This is a genomic window from Ruegeria sp. SCP10 (assembly GCF_040329495.1).
GTDB lineage: Bacteria > Pseudomonadota > Alphaproteobacteria > Rhodobacterales > Rhodobacteraceae > Ruegeria.
This window is the reverse complement of the sequence record NZ_JBDZYF010000017.1, coordinates 1-20930: the sequence shown is the minus strand read 5'-3', so window position 1 is coordinate 20930 and position 20930 is coordinate 1. Positions and strand designations below refer to the sequence as shown.

General features: G+C 56.6%; 19 protein-coding genes. 2 read left to right on the top strand and 17 right to left on the bottom strand.

Features of this window, described 5'->3' with window-relative positions; genetic code table 11:
• Positions 1-454 precede the first annotated feature (454 nt).
• The 7 genes from ABLN87_RS20935 to ABLN87_RS20905 form a co-directional block, all read right to left on the bottom strand.
• Complete coding sequence (locus ABLN87_RS20935; RefSeq protein WP_353013943.1) at positions 455-1114, bottom strand: hypothetical protein; 660 nt, start codon at positions 1112-1114, stop codon at positions 455-457.
• 479 nt (positions 1115-1593) lie between these two features.
• Positions 1594-2085 carry a hypothetical protein gene (locus tag ABLN87_RS20930; protein ID WP_353013941.1) on the bottom strand — a complete coding sequence of 164 codons (492 nt, stop codon included), beginning with the start codon at positions 2083-2085 and terminating at the stop codon, positions 1594-1596.
• Complete coding sequence (gene mobF / locus ABLN87_RS20925) at positions 2082-6854, bottom strand: MobF family relaxase (protein ID WP_353013939.1); 4773 nt, start codon at positions 6852-6854, stop codon at positions 2082-2084. Before mobF ends, ABLN87_RS20930 begins: the two co-directional genes overlap by 4 nt.
• Positions 6851-7327: an HAD domain-containing protein gene (locus tag ABLN87_RS20920; RefSeq protein WP_353013938.1), complete on the bottom strand. Its 477-nt coding sequence runs from the start codon at positions 7325-7327 to the stop codon at positions 6851-6853. Before ABLN87_RS20920 ends, mobF begins: the two co-directional genes overlap by 4 nt.
• Before the next feature lies 1 nt (position 7328).
• Positions 7329-9635: a type IV secretion system DNA-binding domain-containing protein gene (locus ABLN87_RS20915; protein WP_353013936.1), complete on the bottom strand. Its 2307-nt coding sequence runs from the start codon at positions 9633-9635 to the stop codon at positions 7329-7331.
• Positions 9636-9838: 203 nt separating this feature from the next.
• Positions 9839-10324: a hypothetical protein gene (locus ABLN87_RS20910; RefSeq protein WP_353013934.1), complete on the bottom strand. Its 486-nt coding sequence runs from the start codon at positions 10322-10324 to the stop codon at positions 9839-9841.
• A 196-nt stretch (positions 10325-10520) separates the two neighbouring features.
• The gene (locus ABLN87_RS20905; protein WP_353013932.1) at positions 10521-11264 is read right to left on the bottom strand and encodes a DsbA family protein; all 744 of its coding nucleotides are present in this window, start codon (positions 11262-11264) and stop codon (positions 10521-10523) included.
• 83 nt (positions 11265-11347) lie between these two features.
• Between ABLN87_RS20905 and ABLN87_RS20900 the strand changes: the two genes are divergently transcribed.
• Positions 11348-11629 (top strand): hypothetical protein, encoded by a 282-nt coding sequence (locus tag ABLN87_RS20900; RefSeq protein WP_353013931.1) that lies wholly within the window; start codon positions 11348-11350, stop codon positions 11627-11629.
• 144 nt (positions 11630-11773) lie between these two features.
• Here ABLN87_RS20900 and ABLN87_RS20895 read toward each other — a convergent pair whose 3' ends face one another.
• From ABLN87_RS20895 to ABLN87_RS20850, 10 genes are read right to left on the bottom strand one after another with little or no spacing between them, the layout of a single operon-like run.
• The gene (locus ABLN87_RS20895; RefSeq protein WP_353013930.1) at positions 11774-12742 is read right to left on the bottom strand and encodes a cell wall hydrolase; all 969 of its coding nucleotides are present in this window, start codon (positions 12740-12742) and stop codon (positions 11774-11776) included.
• Between the two features lie 37 nt (positions 12743-12779).
• Complete coding sequence (locus ABLN87_RS20890) at positions 12780-13016, bottom strand: hypothetical protein (protein ID WP_353013928.1); 237 nt, start codon at positions 13014-13016, stop codon at positions 12780-12782.
• Positions 13001-13987 carry a conjugal transfer pilus assembly protein TraU gene (gene traU, locus ABLN87_RS20885; protein WP_353013926.1) on the bottom strand — a complete coding sequence of 329 codons (987 nt, stop codon included), beginning with the start codon at positions 13985-13987 and terminating at the stop codon, positions 13001-13003. The genes ABLN87_RS20890 and traU overlap by 16 nt, the downstream gene beginning before the upstream one ends.
• Positions 13984-14463, bottom strand: a complete 480-nt coding sequence (locus ABLN87_RS20880; protein WP_353013924.1) for a thermonuclease family protein — start codon at positions 14461-14463, stop codon at positions 13984-13986. The genes traU and ABLN87_RS20880 overlap by 4 nt, the downstream gene beginning before the upstream one ends.
• Positions 14460-14729, bottom strand: coding sequence for a hypothetical protein (locus ABLN87_RS20875; protein ID WP_353013923.1), 270 nt, complete (start codon positions 14727-14729; stop codon positions 14460-14462). The genes ABLN87_RS20880 and ABLN87_RS20875 overlap by 4 nt, the downstream gene beginning before the upstream one ends.
• A 5-nt stretch (positions 14730-14734) precedes the next feature.
• Positions 14735-15187 carry a hypothetical protein gene (locus ABLN87_RS20870; RefSeq protein WP_353013921.1) on the bottom strand — a complete coding sequence of 151 codons (453 nt, stop codon included), beginning with the start codon at positions 15185-15187 and terminating at the stop codon, positions 14735-14737.
• Positions 15184-15426, bottom strand: coding sequence for a hypothetical protein (locus ABLN87_RS20865; RefSeq protein WP_353013919.1), 243 nt, complete (start codon positions 15424-15426; stop codon positions 15184-15186). Before ABLN87_RS20865 ends, ABLN87_RS20870 begins: the two co-directional genes overlap by 4 nt.
• Positions 15423-15935, bottom strand: coding sequence for a S26 family signal peptidase (locus ABLN87_RS20860; protein WP_353013917.1), 513 nt, complete (start codon positions 15933-15935; stop codon positions 15423-15425). The genes ABLN87_RS20865 and ABLN87_RS20860 overlap by 4 nt, the downstream gene beginning before the upstream one ends.
• Positions 15922-16278 carry a hypothetical protein gene (locus tag ABLN87_RS20855; protein WP_353013915.1) on the bottom strand — a complete coding sequence of 119 codons (357 nt, stop codon included), beginning with the start codon at positions 16276-16278 and terminating at the stop codon, positions 15922-15924. The genes ABLN87_RS20860 and ABLN87_RS20855 overlap by 14 nt, the downstream gene beginning before the upstream one ends.
• Complete coding sequence (locus ABLN87_RS20850; RefSeq protein WP_353013913.1) at positions 16275-18686, bottom strand: TraC family protein; 2412 nt, start codon at positions 18684-18686, stop codon at positions 16275-16277. Before ABLN87_RS20850 ends, ABLN87_RS20855 begins: the two co-directional genes overlap by 4 nt.
• 123 nt (positions 18687-18809) lie before the next feature.
• On the opposite strand from ABLN87_RS20850, the gene ABLN87_RS20845 reads away from it, so the two are divergent.
• Positions 18810-20930, top strand: a 2121-nt coding sequence (locus ABLN87_RS20845; RefSeq protein WP_353013911.1) for a Tn3 family transposase, incomplete at its 3' end; no start/stop codon positions are given.

Sequence of the window (20930 nt, the reverse complement as noted above, 5' to 3'; positions counted from 1 at the left end):
GCTGATGTCTACTTCGGGCGCGGACAGACCATTCTAAAACAACGAGAGAGGATCAAACGAAAGACCATCGAAACCCGGCGCTTGCTTCACCGCAAATCCGCCGCATAATCAATCCAACCAGATGAGCCACATCCTCTCTTAGATCAGAGCGCCATCTGTCCCAAAATCCCTGACGACGGACAGGCCTGACATCCGCGACAGTCACGCCCGGGCTGCACTGCGACAGGATCGAGGCAACAGTCAAAACGGCAGAATGCCCACACGACCGACAGGAGATGAACACGCTCTGATCCGAGATTGTCTGCAACAGTGTTCCGGGTTTAAGTGCCATGTCCTCTAACCCAAACTCGCCTTTAGGTTGCTTGGCTAAAAATCAGCAGATCGAGGACACGTGCCGCGAGAAGAAGTGGCGTTGAGCGTTGAACCCATCGAGGTCATCTGGGGGGCCTGAAGGTCACGACGCTTTGTCATCATCGGCGCCGAATATCTTGACCATCTGCTTTTCAAAGAAAGCCCGCGTCACCGTGGCTCGGTTGCCTGCATATCCATGGTAGTGGGATTTGCCATTGGCCTTTGGGAAGCCAGCCCAGATCAAAGCGAGGTTGTCCATGAAGCGAAAAAGGGTCAGGTCGCCCGCAACGAAATCCTGATAGCCCGCATCATAGAGAAGCACACCCGCCATCTTGTTCTGAGTGGTCTTGTTGAACACAGCCGAGTCTGGCAACCGAAGGCGTCTTTGGAGACTGGCCAAGGTTGACGGTATCACCTGGAACCGGCCTATGGCGTGGTGCTGACCGGGGGTTGCTCTGATCCACGTTTTGATCTCGCCCAGGGTCATTTGGGTCGGACGCTTGGCCGTGAGTTTCTTCGCGCTGTGATGGATCGCGTCATAGCCAGCCCTCGGAGATTCCGCAAATTCAATGAGCGCATAGAGCTGGTCAACCTCGGTCCCTTTGGGGAGGCGGAAGCTGGCGAGACGAGGCGGGTTCTTACCGGGAGTGCCACGCTCAAATTTGTCGAGAGCAACCCACTCGCTCACGACGCCCTCAGACGCGATCTGAGAGGCCCAACCGTCGCTGTTGGCCTTGGGTGCCTTGGCGAGCTTTTGGCGCATCTGGCGAGCCTCTGTGTCGCTGAACGAGCCGGAGTTCGACCAGCCCCCGGTCGAGGTTTCAGCGGAGGCTGAGACTGACCCCAGAGAGATGAGACAGCAGGTCGATAGAGCAGCGCCAAATAGAGCGCTGCGAAGGACGCCAGAGGGCGTTGAAGAAGCGCCTTGCGCCGTTCCGAAAGCGGGCTTGGAGAGCCCGTTCCGGAGGGCGAAAGGCAAGAGAAGTGCCATTTCGGCCCGATGGGCCTCATGGAAGGTCCACACATAACGCAGCAAGCTGCAAACAAGGGCAAAGCCCTTGTTTTTATGGCCCAAACGCTCTGCCACGGCTCTGCCTTTGTCGGCGACCGAAAGTCGTTGTTTTTTAACGATTTTTGTGTCGCCGACAGCGTTTCTGCCAATTGGCTGCCAGAAATTGGCAGCGTTTTTGGCAAAATTGGCAGAAATTGGCAGGCGTCTCACGCTCTTTCTGGCCATCATAATCAATGCTCCAACTCCGGATCTTTGTCCTGTTCTGCGATCAGCGAACCACGGTCCAGTTCTCTCTGCATAGCCGCGTCTGCTTCGTGTTCTCGGCTCTTAAGAGTCTCCCGTTCTCGCTCTGAAATCAAGCCGCTTTCATCTATCAAACCCTCCACTGCGGCGGCCGCCATTTCCATGATCTGGTGCTGTTCTTCACTGTCATCGGAGAGGATCGAGGCGACGAAGATCCGTGTCATGCGCTGCTCCAAAATGACCACTTCTTGCAGCAGGGCGAACCTGTCACCCTGGCTACGGATCACATCTTCCAGTGCCTCTATGCGAGCCTCCAAGGGCTTGAGGTTGGGACTGTCAGAGTTGTTGGTCTCAGGGCGTTCAAGCAGGCCCGTCAGAAGCCGGTCGAGGTCTCTGCCGTTCTTCCCGCCTGACTGGTCCAATAGGTCCTGAGCAACGGGTCCAAGGGTCAATCTGATGTTCTGTGTTTTGGTGCTCATCGTGTGATTTCCTTCTGTCTGTCTCGAATGAGTTCAGCCTGTTTTTCGATTTCATGGATCTTCGCTTCGGTCTTTTCATCGAAGAGGCCGGGCAGGTAGCCGATGGCGGGTTCAGCCTTTTCACGGTCGGCGGTCTTGTCCTGATCGTCCTTGGCAACGTCGCGGTCGCGGTTTTGATCCTTGTCCTTTTGGTCATCAGTTTCGTCCGCGCGCTGGCTTTCCAACCAGGCTCCGAGGGCGTCAGAGCGGATCCCGGTTTCCTTCTCAACGGTCTTCACCAGCTTGTCCTTATCGTCGGTAATCAGGGTGGCTTCATCCCGCGCACGGCTGATCTCCACGTAGAAGGATTTCTGGCTGACCAGCTTCTCGGTCGAGTCCATCCCAACGATCACACGATCTACGGTTTCACCCTGCACGGCGTGCGCCGTGGCGGCATAATCAAGCTCTACACCGCGCGCGGCGAGACTGTTGATGGGGAGGCTGACGGAGGTTCCGTCCGTCGTTTCGGCTTCAATCGCTCTACCTGTGGTTGCAGTGACCTGACCCCGCATTCCGTTCGTCACCCCGGTCTTTTCATCGGTGATGCGAAACCGAACCTGGTCTCCGACAGCGACCTCGCGTTGCTCTTTCTCGTAGACGACGAGGCTTTTCCCGAGCTCACGCTTGTTGTGGACGGCACCAAGAGGCAGGATGTTCTGTTCGCGGGTTTCCTGGTTCACAATGGTGATCCGGTTGCGTGGGGCATCGACATTCAAGACGGAGTAGGTGTCGTCTTTTTTGAGTCCATGGTCGGGGCTTGTGACCATCGATTGGAGCACATTTCCGGGGCTGTAATTGCGCGCGTCAACGCGCTCAGCATCGGTCAGTCGGAGGTTGTTGAGACCGGAATATTTGAGGTCTACAGCCTCGATCTGACCCTCTGATTTTAGGCCCTCACGGATAGCCAAATTGATGTCTGCCCGGGCCTTGTTTGTGAGCGTCAGAACGCGGGTTTCTGAGCGCTGTTCCGAGCTGAGAGCGAGGTAGGTTTCAGCGGCTTTCTCGCGCGGGTTTTCGTGCTCCTGGACGTTCTCACCGAGCTTTTGAAACGCCGTTTTTACGTCGCCACGGATGGCGTCATAAACGGTGCTGCGGAGGGTGTCGTCGCGTTGCCGGCGGATCTCATCCATGACGGCCGTGCGCATTCCGGCCTCTTGCAATCTGTCAAATGGCTGACCGGCGGCAACAGCGTCGAGCTGCTGTGTGTCGCCCACAAAGACGACGCGCGCTATGTTCGTGCGCTCCGCGTAGTTCATTAATGTGCGCATGTCGCGGGAGCCGATCATGGACGATTCATCGACAATCAGAATGGTCTTGCTGTTGTCCACATCCTTCGGATCGTGCCGCTCCTGGGTGACCGTTTTGGCAAGCGTTTCGGCCGCGCCGAGGACAGAGGAAAGTTCGTGGACGGCCTGATGGCTGGGGGCAAGTCCTTTGACCTCATAGCCGCTTTGTTCGGCATAATGCGCGACGCGATCGACCATGAACGTCTTGCCGGTTCCGGCATAACCCTGGACACCGACATAGCGCCCTTCGCCCGTCAGTGCGGTTGTGATGGCATCCTTCTGACCATCAGTGAGCGTCTTACTGTCGCTAAGTTTCTTGGAAAGCGCAGAGGGTCCGTCGCGGCCAGCATGGGGTTGAAGTTCGACGCCGGAAGTTTCCTTCGCGGCATGGAAGGTCATCAAGATCGAGCTTTCGAGCTGGACGGATGCCTTGTCTGTGAGCGTGGTTTTGTCATCGCCCGAGGCAAACAGGCTACCCTCATCAATGCGCCGATCGATCTCTTTCTCGACGGCATTGATATCCGAGCCGTCGGTCCGGCGCAGCGCTTCAATGGCAAGCTCTGATCTTTCGTAGGTCGTGTTGCGTTCGGACAGGTGCTCAATGGACGCACTGACAGCCTTCAGGGTCGGGTCGGGGGTTTCCTGAGCGCCAGACTGTTCTTTGGCTTCGAGCGCCGTCATACGGATGCCGGTTCGCTCAGCGATGTTGTTTGCCAGAGCGGCCGGGTTATCCGTGATCAGAACCGCCTCATCACGGGCCCGGCTGATTTCAACGTAGAAGGATTTTTGCGTGGCCAGTTGGTCACGGGCGTTCATCGCAACAATGACCCGATCAACGGTTTCACCCTGTACGGAGTGGGCGGTCGCAGCGTAGTCATGCTCAAGTCCGCGCGCGCCAAGGCTACCAGAATCGATCTCAACAGCCCGCCCATCTTTGGTCGAAAGGGCAATCTTTCCACCGTCAGTATTTGTGACAACAGCCCGTTCCCCGTTTACGAGGTCATTCTGCTTATCAGTGATCCGGACACGGACGGCATCGCCGGCACTGAGTTCACGAGTTTCAGTTGCATAGGCAACAAGGGAGGCGCCCAGGTCACGACCGGAGACAGTCTTTGACAAAGGAAGATCGAGGCGCGACCCATCCGCTTCACTCTGAAGGCTGAGCGTGTTGGCTTTGGGATCTGCCGACTGGACCACATAGAGCGTGTCCTTCTTCAGCCCGTCGCTGGAACTACTAACGACAGATTGAACCACATCTCCGGGTGCATAGCTGGCCGCATCAGAGCGTTCCACGCTGGTCATAGGCTTAGGGGTAAGCCCATTGATCTGTGCGCCATCCCGTAGAAGGGTGCCTTCGGCTTTAAGGCCGGAGCGGACGGTTTCATTGATCTCTGCCCGGGCTGCGTTGGTCAGAGTTAGAACGCGGGTATTGCTGCGCTCATCCGGGGATAGTCCGAGATAGGTTTCAGCGGCGGCGGCGCGCGGATTCTCAGCGGTCTGTACGTGATCATCCAGTTTCTTAAACGCGCTGGCCGCATCACCGCGCACAGCGTCATAAACGGCATCCCGGAGCGTTGTGTCTCGCTGACGCTGGATGTCGCTCATTACGGCCGTGCGCATGCCTGCCTCCTGAAGCTGCGCAAAGGGCTGGCCGGCACTCACGGCGTCAAGCTGCTTGGTATCACCAACAAACACGACTCGCGCGGCATTGGTGCGCTCGGCATAATCCATAAAGCTGCGCATATCGCGGGCTGACACCATCGAGCTTTCATCGACCAGAAGGATGGATTTGCTGTTATCGTGCTGTTGCGGATGGGTGCGTTCGCTCACAACGATGCGGGCCAGCGTCGAGGCTTCGCCTGTGACGGCCCCAAGCTCTTGGACGGCTTGATGGCTGGGGGCAAAGCCTTTGACCTGGTATCCGGCTTGTTCGGCCAGTTCAGTGAGTTTCTGAACCATGTAGGTCTTACCGGTACCGGCATAGCCTTGTACGCCAACGTAGCGCCCTTCACCCGTCAGAGAGCTTTCAATCGCGCCGCGCTGGCCTTCGGTGAGCGTCCTTTCCTGCGCCAATGCCGCCTGAAGATCGAGAGGGGCCGAACGCCGGCCAGCGGGGGTCAGATCAGGAGCGGCGGTGTTCTCGGAATTGCGCCAAGTGTTCAGTACGGAGCTTTCCAGAGCGACCGATTTTTGATCTGTCAGCGTCTCGCCATATTCACCCTTGGCAAACAAGCCACCGGATTCAATCCGGCGATCGATCTCTGTATCAACCTGTTCCAAGGAAGATCCATCCGCAAAGCGGAGCGCGGCGGCGGTCAGGGCAGACCGCTCATAGACGGACTGTCTTTCACTGACATGCGCGATGGCCTTGGAGACCGCCTGCGCTTGAGGCGTTTCAGGAACTTTGGTCTCTTCCTGCTGGGAAGAAGCGATCAGTCCTTTGACCCAGGCTACGACGCCGGCGACACGGCCCGCTTCAACAGGATCTTGGCTTGGTCGTTCTGAAGGCTCACGAATGGCACGTAGAACAGGGGCGGGGGCCTCCGGTCCGATATGACCGCGGTCGAGTTGCTTTTCGTCCAGTCCGAATTCGATGGCCTCTTTGCGCCAATCGGCGCGTAACTCAGCGCGATCGAGATCCTTGTGCTTTGCCGCTCGGGTGGCAAGCGTGGCTTTGGAGGCGTTTTCCGGGGTGTTTTCAAGCCCTTTCCCTTCAAGGGATTTCAGGATCTCTTGCCGACGTTTGGAAAACCCATCGACAACCTCTTGTGAGATGCCGGCAACGTTGACCTCACCATAACGGCCGCGCTGGGTTTCGATGCCCATCTCTTTGAGGCGCGATTCAAAATCTGATCGATAGACTTCCGTGATGATTTTGCGGTTGTTGAAGATGTCTTCGTTGCGAAGCGCGGTGTATTCGCCCTTCTCATTGAGCACCATGTTGGCGATCACAGCATGACTATGCAGGTTGGGATCAAGCGCGCGCGAGGTATCGTGTCGGTAAATCCCTGCGATGATGCCTTCGGCATTGCCGGTCTTCATTTCGCCATCCAACTGATAGCGGGTCTTGATATAGCATTCTTCAACCACGGTCATGGCTGCACGGACAGCCGCATCATGGGCCTGTGTGATGCGGTCATCACCAATCACAAGCGCGGCGATGGAAGCGGTCTTTGAGGCAGAAAACGTCAGATCGAGGCCAGGGCGGTGCTGGCGTTCCCCATCGACGTACCGGCCCAGTTCTGTTCCATCCGGGGCCTGACCGTCCAAAACCTCGGAAAAGCGCGTGTCTTCTACATTGCCAGTAAGCCCGGCATCCTCTGCGGCTTTGCCAAACCATTGTGAGGCATTCTCTGCTTCAGGAGACCCGGCCTGGTAATAGCCTTCTTCTTTGTAATATCCGCTTGCAGCTGCACCAGCGGAGACATTGGAGACGGACATCATGCCGAAAGCCCTCCATATAGTTTGGAATTTTCTGCCCAGTGCTGAAGGCGGCGAAGCTCATAAAGGCTCAGTCCGGAAGGCGATTGGGTGATGAGTTGATGTTCCCATTCGCGGCGAAAGCGGCCGGGCTGCGCATCGAGCGCGATAAAATCGCAAACACGGTTACGGTGCGCCCAAAGCTGGACTTCTGTGCTTCTGAGCGAGAACAAGCCCTGGGTGGCCGTGCAGCCGGAAAGCCGGGATCTGATGTCTTCGGAAAACAACTCTTCAAGGATCGGTCGAGGCGCGCGCCTCCAGGTGGACGCGATGACAATCGAGATTTGAGAGTGCAGACGGAGGAACCCTTCGAGCAAAGGAAGCCTCTCAAAACTGGCGCTATTCTGTTCGTGCAGAACGCCGTCAAAGCCCAGAAAGATCACCTTTTCCCGAGGCAGCCGCCAAAGCTGCCCCGCTTCATTAACCGCTGGATACATGTCACCGACCCTCCGACAGAGAGGCGTTTAGCGCCTGTAACGAGGCCACCTTGGACTTGAGAGGCGCGCTCTGCGCGGGCGCTGCATCCGAGGTCGAAGGTTTCTTGTGACTTACGGGGCGTCGGTTGGCAGGATCGGCAAGCTGAGACAGCGACTTCTTTTCAGGTTTGGGGTCTGCGGCAGCGGGTTCGGGCTCAGGCGCTACGGGTTTCGGAGCCGGTTGGGCCTCTTTGTCGGGGTAGGGGAGGCTGACGGCTTCGCGTTTCGACTTCGCGCTGTTGCCCGCAAAACCGGATAGAGGGTTAGGTGGGGTGATCTCTTTCCCGGACAAACCCCGGACGCGGCACGTCGCAAATTGTTGCCAGTACCATTCGCGCTCTGAAATCTGTTCCGGATCTTCGATGCCTTGTTTGCCATCGGGACGAACACGTTCAACCCAGCCCAGGAATTCGGCCCGTTGTTCCGTCGGGTGTAGAGAAGCAAAACCCGATTCAACACATGTCCCCTGGTCGATTTCGGCATTGGTGGCGCTGACGCTCATGCCACCTTCGTCAAATCCGGTCCCGCGATAGGGGATGAACTTGTCCGTTTTGGCTTCGGTCGGCACGGGATGGAACTTCACGCGGGCCGTTGGTGCGTCATACGCGGCCCGAAAATAAGCATAAAACTGCGGCAGTGATTGGATCTCTGCGGCTGTCACAATCGGGCGCTGCGTTCTGCGGGCCATGATCCCAACACCGTCGCGCGTGTCATGCGCGCCAAGGGTCAGGTTTTCGTTCATTTCCAGCACATCCTCTTCACCGAGAGAGCGTGATGATCGTTGGGCAGTATTGAAGTCAGGCGTGTTGAAAACGACGCGGTTGTTCAGGACACCAGAAATGGTTTCTGCCGCCTTCGGCCCGTAGATGTCCTCAAGCTGGGAAAAGACCTGGTAGCCAACGACAAACGCCCCGCCGAACTGGCGGATCTCCGCAAGGCTCTTTGGCAGGAAGGGGAGCCGGTTGAGCGTCGGAACCTCATCGAGAAAGAACCAAACCTTGGGATCGCGGCTTTCCTCTGTTGTCATAAGCGCGTTGGCGGCGACTTCCATGACCGTTGAGATGACGTTGCGGGTTGCGGCCGCTTTCTCAGCATCACCGGTCAGGAACACAAAGCCAGGACGATCGTTCACGATCCAATCCCGGATCGAAAATGCCCGAGCATCATCGCGCAGGTATTCCAGGAACCGGAGTTCCGTGATCATGTTGGCGCGGATCGAGGCGGAGGTCCGAGCCACGTTTTCACCAAAGAAATGCACACCGGGCGTCGGCGCGACAATCTCGGCCAGCTCATCAGAGGGGATGTTCATGATGGCGCTGCGCAAATCGGCATTGGTGGTATTGCCGGACTTGGCGAGTTCGCGAGCGGCGTACTGGAAAACAAGTCGCGCGGCCTGGGTCCAGAAGTTGTCGTTTGAGCCCGGATGGTCGGGGATCATCACTTCTGCGATCTGGGCAAACCCTTCGGCCGACACCACTTCATTGAACGGTGACCAGCCCACAGAGCGCTCATCAAAGGGGTTCAGGATGATATCGTGCGCGGAATCGTAGTGATCCCGAAGAAGACCGCCCATACGGTCGTAGATGATGGCGCGGCCACCGGCGTCCCGAATGGTATTCAGGAGCTCATGCATCGCATTGGTCTTACCAACACCAACGGTTCCGGTTATGCCGATCTGGGCCTCAACGGCATTGGGCGGGAAGGGGATGCCGGCCAGCGTGTAACGCGGTCCCTTTTTGACATCGCGCCCGAACTTCTTCTCGTATGATTTCCATTTGGCGCGTGACCAGGCTTTGAGTTCTCGGGGTGTAACCAGACGCGCCCCGCGTATGTGCTCTTCTTCTTTCAGGCTCCGCCCGACAATTACAAAGATCAGGAACACAACAACGAAAGCTATTGTCGCGGGGACCATTGCAATCCAGATGAAGCGTCGAGCGTTGTACGAATAGATATCGTAAAGCTGGCGCATCTCCTGATCGGAGTAGATCTGACCAGCAGTCCGGACGATGCGTTTGTTTTGAGCGTCTACATATTGAAGCTGACGATCTTCTGTGCCGCGTTTTTCGACGTTAAATTCCGCCAGACCATAGGCGAGCGTCATGCGGACACCAGCCATGGTGTAGTTCTTATAAACCAGCACACAGAAGGTGATGAGGAAGGCGGCGAGAGCGACCGTTAGGCTATATTTGACCACTTGCGTGGCCATTCGCGTCCAGTGTTGCGTTGTCTGGCCGCCTCTGACAAGTTGCGTGTGTCCTCTGTTGCGCATTTTCGTATTCCCACGTTCCGTGTGCGGCGTTCCGGGAGGGTTGGAGCCTCTTGGAGGGACATGCCGCGACATCGCGTTTTTGATCTTGGTCAGAGGGCGGGTCGCGGCTTCAAGTCAGCCTAATATCCGCTGATACACGCGCCTCCCATAAGACCTGTTATGTTAAATAAACAAAGCACTCGTTACTGAAAAACCGAGGCTTATCAGCAGCCTTTGGCGACCTTGGTCCGTTCCAAAACGGATGTGCGTTCCACCAGAGCAAACTGGCGATTGAAGGTGCCGGCGTCAGGTCCGGAAGCCGTCAAGCCATCTGTGGCAGCGCCTGCGACCGCTGTTGCAGTGCCCACGTTAGAAATGGCCTGCGCCGATCCCGCATTAGCCAAGGCTCCGGCTCCCACAACGGACAGGCCGGCATCGAGCAAGCCGCCGGTGAGGTTGGCTTTACGCTCGCGAGCCCGCTCAGCCTTGTTGATGGTCTCGATCTCCGCATAGAGCGAAGAAAGCTCCGAATTGATCTGACCGCAGCTCATCGCCAGATCGGCGCTGGATGGCTCTGTGTTGGAGGCGCGCTGGACGCCGGCGATCGATTGCATCCCCATGATATTGGCGGATGTCTGGGTCATGCTGTCACTGCAGGCCGTCAGTGTGGCGGATGCGATCAGCAGAAGTCCGATGGTTGCCTGTTTCATCTGTCCCGTCCTTTTCTGGTTTTTGACAGTGGTTGGTCGTTCATGTTGCCGTTGGGTTACGGTGGGTGAGATTGTGTTAGGGCGGCTTTGCTCTGGATTTCATGCGCGGTAGCTGGTTGGTGTCGGTGGGCCACCCCATCCCGGAACTGTTTCTAATCCTCGGTTCCAAACCCAGGTCCGCCGACACCCAGCCTCGTTAGCTATCCTTCTTGATTGCGAGCTCCGCGAGATCTTCAAGCGAGCCCATTCCGCGCATCAGACCGGCCGGTCCGACAAAGGTTGGCGTGCCTTGGATTTTGAGCCGTCGCGCCAGACGTTGGCTCTTTTCGAGTTCTTCAAGCCCTGCCCCGTCTTGCATTGCCCGCGCGATTTCGTCGGGGTTGTGTCCAAGATCAGTCAGAAGTTTCAGCACGGATGGGGCGTCAGCCGACGATTCAAGGCTCATCAGTGCGTCCGAAAATTCGAGGTACGCTTCCTGGCCTTTCACTGCTTTGAGAGCCAACGCCATTTCGGCGCTATAGATGGACCCTTCCCCAAGGATCGGGAGTTCCATGATCACCAATTGGAGATCCGGAATGCCCCGGCGAAGCTGTTTGACGGTCGCATGGGCGCGTTTGCAATAGCCACAGTTATAATCCTGAAACTCAACCAGGACGGGCTTACTCAGATCGACGCCCTCAAAGAGATCATCCGCGGCCTTCGATACGAGATCCATGTCTGCTTTGGCTGCGTGAGCCTGTTGTTCTTGCTCAAGCAAATCGAACACTTCGAGCAGGATTTCTGGATTTCGCAGAAGCGCTTGGCGCACCTGTTCATCAAATTCCGCAGTCTGAGAAGCCTCAGACGACTGGGCGATTCCCTGCGCTGCTGACAGCGCGAGAGCCGCCGAGATCAGCCCGGAGGCGATGAGTTTAGTGTATTTCTGTTTCAGTGATGTCATTTGGTTCACCATTTCTGAGGGTTGCATTGCTCTACGAGGGGTTGTGCGGTACAATGCGAACCCTCAAAAATGGAGAGCCCGTCATGCAACGGCTTCTTAAAAACTGGAAAGTCATCGCCTACTTCGCTGGGCTGATCGCTGTTGGCAGCACCGGTAACGCGTGGATCGCTGCCCTGTACGCCTTTGCCGGCATCGGCTGGGTCGTTTACTGGCTGTATGCCAATCAGAGCGAATTCGCCGGTCGAAAGAAAGCAGGTAGCTTTGTTGACGAAGATTTTGATGAAGTCAGCAGCACGGCAAACGGTCGTTGGGACCCAACGCACCCAATGAGCCCGTTCAACAACAGCTATTTTGATCACACTTAGCATCACTGGTCGCCTCGCTTGCGACCAGTGAACACATGTCCACCAATCTCTACATTCTGACCACCGCGCGCCTGAGACTGGGCAGATAGCCAGGTTGGGACACGATTTGTCTGTTCACCTGCCGCGACATGGGCATCCATGCCTTTAGGTGGAGAAGTAGTGAGTGGCACCGCCTGTGGGGTCTGCAATCTCACCAGCGGCGACTGCGTCAACGATCCGGCCAATGCGCTCATACGCAGGGCTCCCTTCCTGGATCTGTTCAGGAATACCGTTGCCGCCAACACCCGAGTTCCATGCCGAGAATTGCTTCAATTGAAGGCTGACTTCTGCGGGATCATCCCCCCAACGCGGATCTTCCGCACGGTTGAGGATCACATGGGCAACCGCGGCCTGACCAAGCTCGCTTTCGCGACCGGCTTCGCCAGCAATCGTGCGGATCATGACATCGCGTTCGTAAGGCGAGAGACTACGGTCGCCAGAGACCCATCCAACAACACCGCGTCCTGCATCAGCAGCACTATCTACTACGTCAACAACGGTTGTGCCTACCTTTTTAACCATACCGGGAACAGCGCCAAGCTCCTGCCCCTCTACGACCTCGCTCTGATTGGCGGCGGCACTATTCGACGCTGCATCCGAGCGCTTTTTCAGATTGGTCTCTGAATTTGCCCGTGCTTTGTCATTCGCGCCTTTGTAACGTTCCACAGACTGTGTGTGCTCAGTACCGGCAGATGGGAGGCGTTGCTGCGTGATCTCTTCCTTTGGGGCGCTGAGATTAAACGCACCAGAGATCTGATCATTTGGCCGAGTAAGCCTGAGCTCATCGAGCAAACCGGGTAGAACCTGTTCGACCGCAGCCTCCTGACGCTTCACGCCTTCTGTTGTTTTAGGGTTGAGGAAGCCTTCAATCTGCTGGACTGTATACCCTTCCTGACGCCATTCGTTGATGATCGCGTCTGTGAGTTGACCATCGTAGCTAATGCCTTGTGACTGGAGTTTGGCATTGGCCGATGCAAGAGACTGGGATTCCTCATAAGCCTCAGCATAGCTTTCGCCCTTACGATTAACCTCATCGATGCTCCAGCGCTCACCGCTATTCTCACTGTCGGTCAAAGACGATTGTGAGCTGGCCCGAATGGACCGGGTTGCATCACCAAACTTTGAGACAGTCGACGATAGTCCGCTCTCTTGAGCAGCAGTTCTCAGTCGATTGTCCGTCACCAAGCTTCTTGGCGTTATCGACTATCGTCGCCAGCGGAGCGGTGATTGGTCCGGTCGATCCCGGTGCGTATTCGACAGGGCCATCCTCTTCGATCTGTTGGGCCAGACCGGGTGCGGGTGCTGAGAGCGAAAGCGCAGCGAGTGAAAGGGTTACAGTGCGCAGCAATTTCTTTTCCTCCACATCAGCCAGCCGAAGGACTCACCGCGATAAGGAAACTCGCGCAGTCGATCGACGTATTGGGGTGAGAAGCCCATCGGACCACAGCCGTAACGGCCAGAGGTCTTAGGCACCGGGCGCGTGATCTGCATCCGGTATTGGCTTTTGTTGATAATCGGCTGTGATTCCGTGTTGCAGAGTGCGGAACTGTCCGCCGTGCGCCTCGCAACAAACAAATGATGCATCCGGGCCACCAGTTTCGTCGCAACCACCTGGCTTGCCATGACGCCGCCAACATCGGCCGCAACATCGCCCTGAATTGGATAGATTGACCCCCCACAGGCGGCACACCAGAACAGGCTATCCATAGGCAGGTTACCCGATGACGCGGTTACGCAATCTGCCGCACAAGCGGCCTGCGCAATCGGGTTCGCGAAGAGAACCGCTTCTGGGTTAATCAGGTTGTTGAGCTCGGCGTCCTGCCAGAGCGGATCAATCTCTGAGATATAGGCGACATCAAACTGAGCGTTCTGAAGGCACAGGCCATCAACGATGACGCCCAGCCAGGAGATCAGCGGATAGAAGTAACAGTGGGCCTGCCAGCTTGAGCCGGTGCTTGCGCCGCTTTGCTGAGTGACCGACGACCTTTCCAAGGCGAGCAAGCCGAAGTCGAGATCAAAGCCCATGTTGACGAAGCACCCGGCTTCGTTTGCCACATCCACCAGTCTGGCGGGTTCCCAGAGGCCAATTGCCAGACCGAGGCGCGGTGGGATGCCAGGGCAGATGCAGAGCGGGAAGGACTGATTATCGGTGTCAGGTCGGCCACCACCACCAAGACTGATCGCACCAACAGATATCGGGAATATGCAATCCCAACAGATTTCAGTGATCGGGTTCAAAAACCGCTTGTTGCAGATGGCGGCGGCTTCTGTTGCCAATATCCCGAATACGAGTGCGAACAGCAGACCGTAGCGTCTCATTGATTCAATACTCCGTAGAAATTGAGGAAAGCAGGGGGACACCACGGGGCGCGCGATCCGAAGTAGTAAGGTCGCGCCAGATCCTCGCTGATCAGGATGAGGCCAACATTGCCCGCATCAACACGCCCAAACGCGATCTTGCGGCCGTAGTCGTCCACACGGCGTTTGACTTCGAGTTCAATGCTCCCGTTTTCATCTATGAGTTGACGAAGACGCCGACCCGCCTGTTGTCCAAGCGCGTATTCGGACTGGCATTTGGCGCGATATGTCTCAGGCGCGTCAAAGCCGATGAGGCGGTATGAGGTTCCGCCGACGTCGATCGTGTCGCCGTCAATGACATATACCTGGGAGGCCGGAACCGTGATCGTCGCGTCAGCGAGCGCTTTCCTTGTGGTCACAACGCCGTAGAAGGTTGCGCCAAAGGTGGCCATTGCGAAGACCACGACCATCGGTGCGATGAAGGTGTCCGAGGTCATGGCACGACAACCTCTTCCACATGCATAAAAGGATCGGCCCGGCTCACAACAGCCGGAACGTTGTGAATACCGAACCGATCCACAAGCACAGAGTTCTGATCGAAATAAAACCGTCGCCCATGCGTCCGCATGAGGCCGAGCGGATCACCGTTCACCAACACCATGAGGGTATCCAGCTCGTCGCCTTCAGAAAGCGCGAACGCAACTTGCTCCGGATCATCCCCGTCGATTAAAACAATGCGCTTGTTAAACCGCGAGTAGGCCATTGGGTTCACCACTGTGCCCGCCGCGCGAAGACCTGCCCGTTATGGTCGGCCAGATCCTGTTTGAGTGTTATGCTGAGATCCACATCCCAGCTCGCATATTCCTCCGTTTTGCCGAGGCCAGTGACCGGGCGCGGCCGGTTTACATAGGCGCGCGTCGTGTCCTGCATTTCCTGCTTCATGATATCCAGCTCACCCGACGCCTCCATCTCCCTGAGACGCACTTTGATGGTGTCCAGGATGGAGGGTTCGGTGACTTCGAAAAGCGGACCGTGGGTTCCCAAGTCTTTGGCTTGAACCTCTGTGCCACTCAGTTCACAAAGCACCGCTGCCAAGAGACCTAATGTGCGCAGCGAGCCCATAAGCGTCATGCAAGACCGACGTGAACCGCCTCTGTAAAGCTCACTCCGGTGAAGCTGTGACGTGACCGGTTTGATCTGAACATGGTGAGATTGCATCATGAAAAGTCGCCCTCTAGTTCTTGCCGGCACTCCTGCGCATGACGCAGGCTGAAGAGCCCGCAACAGATCAGAAACCCCGCACCAAAGATGTTTGCCAGCACCGCAAAACCTGCCGCGAGCGCATCCTCTGCCCGAAGCATCTGAACAACCCCCACAAGACCCGCGAGAGCTGCGATCCCAGCCAGAAGGAAAAAACTGACCCCCATCGCCCAGCACAAATAGAAAAAAAATCGTGTCATTCGATCCACTCCTGAAGCTGGGTCCAGTGAGGAAAGGGAATGGCGATGCCCACCGCCTCAATGGTTGAGATATCAATGCCGCCGATCACCGCGTAGCGACTGTCCAGGCTGTCCTGCGTCTCACCAAAGAGAGCCACATGGCCTGCGGGAACGGAGGAGGCGGTCCAAACAGGTGATACGGCCTGACCGTCTTTGATCTGTGCTGTTACGCAGTTGGAGTTGATGCAAACGCTGTTGCCATTGGTGACGACAGGATCTCCCGGCATTCCGACAACGCGCTTGGTGAACAGCAAATCCTTGCCGTCGAATTTTGCCGCCAGAACATCGGGCATCCGGGCCGAAACGATGGCCCCGTGCCAAATCGGCTTCGGCCAGGTCACCATGACAAAGCCATTGGAATTGAGGCTTTCGGAGGCGTTTACGCCAATACGTACAAAAGCCAGCGCGTAGTAGCCGGTGATGACCAAAAGTGCCGAAAGGACACAGAACAGGGGCTTAGAACGCAACATCGGTCAACACCCTGTTCATGATTGGCGTGGTCACATCCAAGATCGGCTGATCGGTGCCGGTCAGAACCGTGCCTCGGACGATCACGGTGCCGGTCTCAACCGCAAACGCCTGCATCGCCGCTTCAAGGCGTTTCTGGAATTCTGGAATAACGCTCGTGAAGGCGTCGCCCTCGTATCGATCTTCAGCCCAAAGGACGAACAGCGTCAGGCTGGTTTCAGCATCGAAGGTCACAACGGTTGGGGCCTGGTGACGGATCTTCCCGATGTAAAAACCGATTGCAAAGGCGGCCTGGACACCCAGAGCGACACTGAAAACAAGAATTGCGAGGGCGCGCCAGCTCATGCCACTTCACCCCGCTCAACAAGCGTCTTGATCGCGTCAACCGTGGACATGCCCTGCTGACGATAGAAGTTCATCCGCTCAACAGTCGAACCCTTGGATGAGAAGACCGCCAGCGAAAACGGATCAAGAAGCAAGCGGCCATATGCAAATCCCTCTGGCATCTGAATGGCCATTTCAGAGAAGCGGCCAGGCACAGACGTGAGCGATTTCAGAAGGTGCTTCACGTATGGATCGACGCTATCCATGCGGTCGATACTTTCGGCCTTCTGCGCGAGAAGAATCCGGTAATCCGAGTTTTCTATGCAAACCTGCGCAGCCGGGTTGGCGTAATAGTCATTCAATGACTGTGTGCCGGTGATCAGAGCGCCGGTGTATTTACGGGCCCGACGCACAACGCCTTCGATGAATTTGGCGGTCCCCTCACCTTTCAAAAGATCCCAGGCTTCATCGATCACGATCGCTACCGGCGTTGACCGCGGCGTCTTGAACATGAGTTCGGTGCCCAGGAACATCACGATCTGAAGGATAGTGGCTTCGAGACCCGCCTGCCCTTTGATGTCGCTCAGTTCGACAACAGTGAAAGGCGCATCGAGCGAAATGTTGGCAGCACCTTCAAAATAGTGACCGTATGCACCGCCTCGCGAATAGGCATCGAGCTTTCGAATAACGTCAGGCAGGCGTTCGTCAGAGTCGGCAATCTCAAGCAGGGCATCGCGCACGTCTGTGATTTCGCCTTCAGGACCCTTTTCGTCCCAAACGTCGCCAATGGCTTTGCGGATGTACTCTTCTTCGACACCTTCAACCCGGCTGGTCTTGTGAGAGCCAAGGTCCGCCATCGAGGACACAACGCGGGTGACAAGTTCGATGGCATCCGCGCGGTATTCCTCTTCCTGCATGGACTGACCATCTAGCAGTGAAAACGGGTTGAGGCGGTTTTCGTTTGTCCCATCAAACGCGATGTGCTTACCGCCAAGGATCTCGGCGGTGGTCGCGAAGGAATAGCCGTCATCGATCACGAGGACATGGCCACCTGATGTGTAGATACCGCAGGCCAATTCCTGCATGAACACCGATTTACCGGCCCCGGATTTGCCAATGACAGCGGTGTTGTAGTTGCCGGAACTTACGAAATTGTCCCACTGGAAGATCTGTCCCTGGCGGCCGAGCAGCAACATACCGGGGCCATGGCCATTGCCCATCCATTCGCCATGCAGCGGCAGTAAAGTCGCAGCGGCAGCCGATTTCAGGATGCGCATGCGTTGCAGGCGGTTGAAATCCTTCAGCATCTTGGACGTGCAGCCAAACGGGAGACTGGCCAAAAACAGCGGAAACTGAAGGTGATCATCTTTGGAGAGTTTCAGCCTTTGGCGACGATAGATGTTTTCTACTTCGCCAGAAGCCGTTTGAGCCTCAGTCGCCCCGCCCTTGGCGTAGGCTACAATCGTATAAATGGTCTCAAACAGACGTTCGCCTGAATTGACCTCGGCCGAGAGCTCATCGATCTCCTTCTTTTTCTCGCCAAACTGGGGGACGTATTGCCCAAATTTACTGTTGGCGGCGTGTTCCGCCATGCCGCGTTTTTTGAGCAGGAAGGCACCGCTTTTCTGATTGCTCTGCGACTTCATGGTAAAGGATGTCAGAACAGGTCCGAGGGGCCGGTCCATCAGCCGTGGCGGATCTCCGTTCAACAGCATGCCGCGCGCGAACTCCCACTCTGGCGGATAGGCATTTACCGTCGAGACGGTTGCGGCCATCTCAGGCTTGCCCGAGAACATGAGAGCGTCTTTGCCGACATGGACGGTTGCGCCGGGCAGCTGGAAATTCAGCGGCATTCGCACTTCATAGGCTTCCTCTTCCCAGTCGCCCGTGCTCTTTGGGGGCCGGGCGACATGGAAGACTTCACGCAAGAACGCAAGAAACTGGCGTGGCTCAACATCGCGAGACCAGCTGACCGTCGAAAATACACCATTGAGACCTGTGCGGACGGAATTGAGCCGCTTTTCATCTTCGAGGCCGATTTCGCCTTCCATCCAGCAAGCCAAAAAGATGTGACGGTGTAATGGAAGGGCGCGGGCGCCACCTTCATCCATGCCGTAGCGAATGCCATTCATATGGCCCAAGCGCTGTTGGACCATCTCATCAACCAGCGGAGAAATGCCCCCTCTTGCCGATTTCCAGCGTTCCGAAATCGTGTCGATTGAGGGCGAAGTCCAGTTCAGGATCTGGAACATGGCGTCAGCGGGGAGGTTCGCGGCCATGACGCCAGCTATGTTCTCAGCAACCTCATGATCGCCAATGGTGGCACCCACTTCGAGGATGAAGCCAGTTCCATTGGTTCCGCGATAGAACTTGGTTTCATCATCATAGATCCGCCAGGGCAGAACATCGGAGAGAACATCCCCTTCCATAAGGCTCAACCGCCCCGAAGCTGCACAGATGGGGGTTATGAGGAACAATAGTGGAACAAGAGGGCGCTTGACGCTTTTCTGATTTCTTTGAAGGTTCGTCCTGTTAGTCGAGGGGGCATTCGGATGGAAAGTGAAAAGCTGAAGGTGTGGAGCCTGTCGTTTGGCGAATTGGATTTCGTTCAGGGATACCGGCGCGCGATGCGCGCGGGGTTGGCGCTACAGCTAGTTTATTTTCGCAGTCATGGGTATTTTCCAGGGGCGCTCAAAGAAATTGCTGACGATCGCATCCAATATGTCGAGGAACAGCTGGGCACCAATATTCATCTGTACGATCTGCAATCTGACGCTGCCCGCCGTCACCGCCTTGATGTCCTACGCCATCTGGGGTTTCGACGGGCGAATGAGCGAGATCGCGCGAAGCTGCATTCTGTGCTTGCTCAGGAGAGTTCCACAGCAGGCCCTGCCATTGAACCCCTCATCGACTTTGGTTTCCGATGGGCTTTGCAGAAAGCAATATTCGTACCCTCGCGAAAGATCATGGAGCGCTTGGTTCGATCTGCGCTACATGCATTCCAGGAAACATTCCTGACAGAGATCTCGGGCCAGGTTTCACAGAAAATCAGAGCGGCATTGGAAGAAAGTCTTGCCGACCCCCGAGGAGCGCATGGTTTTCTACGACTGAAGGACGATGTCGGGGCTGCGACACTGGATAATGTTCTGGAGGCCGCAGACCGGCTGGCCTTTATTGAGGGCCTTGAGCTTCCATTTGGTGTAGCAGATCGCGTCGATCCATCCTGGCTCAGACATCTTGCGCGCCGTGTCGAAGGCGAGACGGCCTATGAAATGCGCCGTCATGCCCAGGAGAAACGGATCGGGCTGCTGGCCCTGTATATTATGACTCGCATATCGCAATTGATCGATGGTCTTGTCGATCTGCTGATTGATATTGTTCATCGCATTGGCACACGGTCCAAACGAAAGGTGATCAGCAAGATTGCCGCTGACATCGATAAGGTTCACGGCAAGGAACGGTTACTGGTGGACATTGCGACGGCGGCGATGATGGCTCCGAACGGCAAAGTCTCGGATGTGATCTTTCCAATCGCGGGCGCGGCCAAGCTGAAAGCCATCATCGGCGAGCACAGGGCCAAAGGAACGTTGGATGTTCGGATTCAGACTGTAATGCGGGGGTCCTGGGCCAGCCATTACCGCCGAATGCTGCCCTCGCTGTTAACTGTGCTGAATTTCCGTTCCAACAATGAAAGCTGGCGCCCGATCCTTGATGCACTGTCTTTGCTCGCTCGCCTGAACGAGGAAGGGCGACGGGTCGCTCCAGCATCATTGGCCCCGGAGGGATCCATCCCGCGCAAGTGGCGCGGCACCGTTTTTGATCACCGGGGTCGGCTGAATGTAATTTCTTATGAACTCTGTGTCCTGACGCAATTGCGGGACCGTATCAGGGCGAAAGAAATCTGGGTTGAGGGCGCGGACCGCTATCGCAATCCGGATGACGACTTGCCAAAGGATTTTTCAGAAATGCGCGCGGCTTACTATGCCGGGTTGAAGCTCACCCAGGATGCGCGGGAGTTTTCCGGCTTGGTTCGTGAGCAATTGGAACACGAGCTGCGCGAACTGAATGCGGCTCTGTCTTCCAACGATATGGTCAGGCTTCGATGGTCTGGCGAAAACCGGATCTGCGTCACGCCATTTGCACCAGTGCCTGAACCGCGCGGTCTCCTTTCATTGAAGGCAGAAATCGGAAGGCGATGGCCGATGACGGGCCTGCTGGATGCGCTGAAGGAAACCGCGCTTGATACCGGGTTTCTGAATGCCTTTGAAACCTCAGCGAGCCGGGAGGCGCTTGATCGCAAAGTCAAAGACCAGCGTTTGCTTCTGTGTCTCTATGGCCTGGGCACCAATGCCGGTTTGAAGCGGGTGGCCGCCGGAGTGCCCGGGACCAGCTATGATGAGCTGCTGCACATCCGCCGCCGGTATATCGATCCGGCCTCGCTTCGGGCTGCGGCGGCCAAGGTTGCAGATGCCACGTTGGCGATTCGGAAACCGTCAGTTTGGGGCAATGCAGGAACCGCCTGCGCGGCGGATTCCACCAAGTTCGGAGCCTGGGATCGCAACCTGATGACCGAATGGCATACCCGGTATGGCGGGTGCGGTGTCATGATCTATTGGCATGTAGAACGGCAGGCGACCTGTATTTATTCTCAGCTGAAACGCTGCTCATCTTCC